Consider the following 494-nt stretch of genomic DNA (forward strand, 5'->3'; position numbering starts at 1 on the left):
TCAAATTAGCTTTATTTCTGATCAGAGCGAAGTGATTTCATATCAGAAATTGGATGATCTAAAAGGTTTAAAAATAGGAGTAAGAAAGGGGGCGAGTTTTGGTCATAATTTCGACAATGCTGCAGGGCTGAATAAAACCCCAATGGTAAACGCCTTAAGCATGTTAAAGATGCTGGCACTGGGGCGGATAGATATCGGCATTGGTGATCATTTGATTTTGAGTCGCTTGATGCAGAAAAATAAGATGCTTAACGAACAGCTTAAATTTGTAGAGCCCGCTTATACTGAGCGTGAGCTTCACATGGCGATTGTTAAGTCTTTAGCTGATCATCAGGCAATTGTCTCTGCATTTAATCATCACTTGCGAAAGATGAAGCAGCAGGGAAGAGTTAAAGAAATTATTAAGACCTACAGCCCTTAAACTCTTTACCACTCCCCCGTATTCGTCATTGATACCCAAGGCTCTTCAGGTGCAAGGTTATCGCCCTTTTGTA

General features: G+C 40.7%; 1 protein-coding gene. It reads left to right on the plus strand.

The features are described from left to right. The coding region (locus A3735_RS09610; protein WP_156499571.1) for an ABC transporter substrate-binding protein at positions 1–421 on the plus strand (421 nt) is incomplete at its 5' end. Positions 422–494: the final 73 nt, after the last annotated feature.

It is taken from the genome of Oleiphilus sp. HI0061 (genome assembly GCF_001635675.1).